General features: G+C 34.0%; 3 protein-coding genes. All 3 read right to left on the reverse strand.

All coding sequences use genetic code 11. From position 1 onward, the window contains the following. Positions 1-437: 437 nt before the first annotated feature. Entirely contained in the window at positions 438-1,766 is a 1,329-nt protein-coding gene (locus LEP1GSC203_RS01415) for an LPO_1073/Vpar_1526 family protein (protein ID WP_002971930.1), read from the reverse strand. A 232-nt stretch (positions 1,767-1,998) separates the two neighbouring features. Next, positions 1,999-2,715 carry a hypothetical protein gene (locus LEP1GSC203_RS01420; RefSeq protein WP_232225717.1) on the reverse strand — a complete coding sequence of 239 codons (717 nt, stop codon included), beginning with the start codon at positions 2,713-2,715 and terminating at the stop codon, positions 1,999-2,001. 183 nt (positions 2,716-2,898) lie between these two features. Next, entirely contained in the window at positions 2,899-3,930 is a 1,032-nt protein-coding gene (locus LEP1GSC203_RS19420; RefSeq protein ID WP_002971928.1) for a hypothetical protein, read from the reverse strand. Positions 3,931-4,186: the final 256 nt, after the last annotated feature.

Genomic DNA, 4,186 nt, shown 5'->3' on the forward strand with positions numbered 1-4,186 from the left:
GTGATTTGCGGAGGAATTTAATAACGTTACATATGTATTTTTTTTAATTTTTCAATAATGAGTGAACTAGTGTTCTGATTTAAATATAAAGTTGTTTGTGTGGATGTTTTTATTTGAAAATAGTTTTTTTGTTCCAATTCTGAGTTTAAATCTATCGATTTGCATGAAGTGATTTTTAATAATAAGAATATTATTGTATATTTTTTTAACATGGGTATTGTTTATTTTTTTCGACTATCGTATAACGAACTAGCCTTCCCGAAGTTGTCCGACCCTGAGTCCCGAATGGGACGTTAGGGACTGGCACAGAGCTTGCGTATGCAACCGAGTGACAGGAGGACAATTTGCCGGAGGCCGAGCGAGGGCTTGTCCCGAAGCGTAGCGGGAAGGTGCTGTTATGCGATTGTTTTGGCTTTTGACAATTAAATGTATACATACTAGTTTAGAGGAGGTAAATTTTTATCACTTCTTTGAGCATTAGCATGTGCCAAGACTTTCCCAACTGATGTAATTTGAAAACTAGTGCCTATATTGTCCCACCATTCTTTTAATGTTTTTAGATTTGGTCGTTTTTCCCATTCTTCTTTAAATTTTTGTACATTTTCTTTTTTAAGGTTATCATCTTGTTTGTAAAGGTCATAAATAGAATAAAGCGATTGTTTTTGATCTTCAGATAATTCAACCGGAACTGAATAGGCTCTTCCATTATGATTTACTTTATGCATTAGTTTTACATTACTAATCTCATATTTATTTGGTACAAATATTCGTAAAAAAGTTTTATTAAAATGATGTTCAATTAAAATATTTTGAGGTAATTTTGATTCAGTTAATATGTTTATAGCTTTATGGTGATTTTCTGAGTCTTTTTCAATTCCTAAATCAATATAGCCGGATAATTGTTGAGGATAATATTCTTCTATTTTTTTTAGATTTCCGAATGAGCTAAGTCGAACAGTATCTAGTATGTCCAAATGATCGAGCCATTCATTTCCCTTAGGAAGGGAACCATTCAATAATTTTCCGAATAAATCGTTTAAAACATCTAATCCTTGATGTATATCTCCACTTGCCGGGAAGAATGTTGATACTGCATGTGAAACTGTTAAACCTAATAACGCATCATCGGAGATTTCATCAACTATCTCTACTGCGCGACTAATTCCTGCTCTTATATTTCTATTTTCGCCCTTTTTAAATCTATGTATAAGTAGTTCAGATAAAAGGTCATAGTCTGCTGGTCTTTCTGTAGCGGCAGCTGTCTTTTGTGCTTCAACTAATAATAACTGAAAACTAGGATCAGCAAATGCTTCCAGTGCGCCATTTACTTTTTCCATTTTTGGCATAAGTTTATTTTCAAATTCGCTTACTCTTGAATTGGCAACTGTCCAAGCTTCTTGTGTGTATTCTTTTCTGAGTTGTAAATTCATTTCTTGATAAATCTCTCTTGCTCTTTTTTCATCAATACCGATGTGGACTGTCATATTTTCGGCTTGCATCATCTGAGCATTTTGATTTCCAGTTTGGATATTTTTGTTATCAGTAACAGTTTGATTTCCTGCAGCTTGATAATTGTAGGATTCTTTTCCAGATTTCTGTATAAATTTCAATTTAGATTTTATCTGATCACTTGTGAAGACTTGAGCTAGAAGCGTTCCTAATAGTCCAATCGATGTAACTGCTGGTTCCCAATCGGGAGAAGTGTTCCACCAAATGATTGCTCCGAGTAGTGCAATAAAGTTTAATATTGAAAGTAAAATTCTCATTTTGTATTATTAATTTATGTGTTTTGTTTAAATTATCTTGGAAAATATTTTGCCAAAATATCGCATAACGAACTAGCCTAACCGACGTAGGCTGACCCTGAGTCCCGGAACGGGACGTTAGGGACTGGAACGACGCTTGCGCAAGCAAGAGGAGTGCCAGAAGCCTATGTGTCGCAGACCGAGCGAGGCCGTAAGTGCCGAAGCGAAGCGATTAGGTGCTGTTATGCGAAGTTCAATGGGATTCCAAAGAGATTTCATTTATAATATTGTTTTCAATATCTCTCTCGAAAATTTCTAATTTCCCGTTTTTCTTTAAGAATTTATAACTTGTTCCATAAAGAGTATTGTTGAATAAAAGTTCCAGTGATTTATTATTTAAAACTTCAAGAATTGCTATAGATTCAGTATCGCAACAACCTCCATGAAGAATTATGAATTTTCCTTTTTTATATTTGATTTCTTCAAACATTACTTTTTGCCCTGGAAATTGAACATTTTCGTTTTCAAGTTCAAATAAAGACCATTTTTCATTTTGCTTTAACCAGAGATGATCTTCTTTTAACAATTCTCCGGCTGAATCAAAACCAAGTGTTGATATAATTGCTAAAAACTCATTTAATTTACGAATTTTTATTCTTTTGTTTGCGTTCTTACTAAAATCAATGATTGTATTTATGTTTGTTTTTGAGTATAATTCTTCTGGTTCGGCTACGCTGTTTAGAATTTTATTTTGATAAAAGTAAGCTGAAGTTTTAGTTAGATTTTTTGAATCATCTTTAAGAAGTTCACTTTCTTTTAAATACTTTCTTAACCAAGTAATTCTTTCCTTTTGTTCTAAAGTATTTTTGTTTTTGCCGTCACAATTCACAGTAATTGACGAGACAATTAATGTACATAGAAAAATTGGAATCCATTCTTTCATTTTATTTTCCTTTAAAATTGCTTTCATTGAATTTCGCATAACGTAACTAGCTAACCGACGTAGGCTGGCCCTGAGCCTCGTTAGAGGCGTTAGGGATTGGCGCGACGCTTGCGTATGCAAGAGGAGTGACAAAAGCCTATGTGCCGAAGGCCGAGCGAGGGCAAAGACCCGAAGCGAAGTGGTTAGCGGCTGTTATGCGTAGTTTGACTCTTAATCGACTATACCTACTTCTTTTTCCCTTTTTTTTAAATATTTTTCATCCCAATGTTCCAATTTATAGTACCTTCTTCTATGCGAAGGTATTTTTGAGAGTAATTTATTGAAGTTAATTTTTATATTTTCTTTTGATGTACTCGGAACCGAATTACCTGAAACTATGATGAATTCAATTAAAGATGGAAAATCACTTGTTTCTGCTATAAGCATCCTAACATCCGTTCGAAGATCATCCCAATTTAATAAAGATTCACTAATTGAAATATAGTAGTAGTTTGAAATAGTTTTTTTATCCTCATTTAGTTTCCAATGCAATGCAAATGACCCTTCGGAACCTGGTATATTTTTTTCCATTTTTCTATCAGCAAATACAATTTCTTGATGTCCAATTGTACTCTGTGCTTCAATTCCATCTATTCTCAATAATCTTTTTAATCTGTTTTCTATTGTATTTTTTTTCTCTTTATTCCTTTTTTCAGAAGCTTTTGACATAGGAATTTTTTCAAATTCTTGTTTTTCAAGAGATATAGATTGTCTGTGTATTTTTGGTAATTTCTCTAAGACCGGATTATCGAGATGTTCCGGAGATTCAAAAATTTCTTTTATGAAGGCATTTAATGATTCCGAAAATAACTTTGCTCCCTTTGCACTAGTATCATAAATAATCGTTCTATAATCTTTTAGATCAAAGGGTATAAATTCTTCGCTTTGCGAAATTAATATAGTTCTGGGGCTTAATGCGTGTCTCACGCCTAATTCGTAGAATACATTAGGATTTAGATCAGTTAGATCTGCTATGACGATAAAACTTGTTGCAATTTGAGTGACTATATCATTGATTATCGATCCAGTTTTTTGTATTTCATCTGCTCTCGTTAGTTTTAAATTAAACTCAGAATTTATTATTGCTGGGTTAATTATATAATCTAAGGAATCTTTAAATTTTTCATAAGTTGGAGTTCCAATTTTTCCTATCGGTGAAATCAAAAATATATTGATTATGTCGTTACGTTTGTTTTTAATCATACTTTGCTCTATTTTTTTTTAAATTGTCAAATTACGCATAACGAACTAGGGGAGACGACGTTCCTCGTAGCTGAGCCTGCGAACGCAGGCGTTAGCGTCGGCGCGCTTCTTGCGATCGCAAGAAAGCGTGACGGAGAGGAATGTGGCGCAGCCCAAGCGAGGCCTTGTGCCGAAGCGCAGCGTTTCCCCGTTGTTATACGACGTTCGGAGTTAGAGAGGGGAGCTACTACGTTTCCCCTTTTATTTAGTTTTTCTT

Source organism: Leptospira terpstrae serovar Hualin str. LT 11-33 = ATCC 700639 (genome assembly GCF_000332495.1).
GTDB classification, from domain to species: Bacteria; Spirochaetota; Leptospiria; order Leptospirales; family Leptospiraceae; genus Leptospira_A; species Leptospira_A terpstrae.